The following is a 526-nucleotide window of genomic DNA, read 5'->3' as shown; positions in this document are numbered from 1 at the left end:
ACGCATTTTTTTGACATAATAAATCTTCTCTTCTTCTAACTGAATAGCAACATTAGCACCAAACATGGCAACCATAAAGTCATTAATTGCCATTGCCATACTGTCAAACGTAGGTAAATAAGGTAGCCCTTTATCCGGGTGTTCATTTAAACCCAATAAACAGCGGTTAAACCAAAGTTGCATTTTATCCCATTTGTCTGATTTATCTTCAAAGATAATGAGTAAAATGACTGATACTATCCCCGCAATTAAACCTAACACAAAAATCCCCACCCCTAGCGGCCCTAAAAAGGCGGTTATTTGTAACCACGCACCTATCGTGCCGGCTAAGCTTAATACACCAGCCAGTACCTGAAGCCCTCCTGCTACACAATACGCTGTTTTGGTTGCCCCACTTTTTTGTTGTCCTTTGGCAATTAAGAAAATACCATCCATTATCGATATCGCACTACCTAATACACCCACGACACCCGCTACCATGGCAGAGGTTTTAAACACACCATTGACTAAAAGACTGAGATTGGCT

1 protein-coding gene is annotated in these 526 nt (G+C 40.7%); it reads right to left on the bottom strand.

Features of this window, described 5'->3' with window-relative positions:
• On the bottom strand, positions 1-526 hold a 526-nt coding region (locus J3U35_RS06485), incomplete at both ends, for a hypothetical protein (RefSeq protein ID WP_267360319.1).

Source organism: Gilliamella sp. B2717 (assembly GCF_026536675.1).
GTDB classification, from domain to species: Bacteria; Pseudomonadota; Gammaproteobacteria; order Enterobacterales; family Orbaceae; genus Gilliamella; species Gilliamella apicola_I.
Note: the sequence above shows the minus strand (reverse complement) of the source record. Positions and strands in the feature narration are given on the sequence as shown.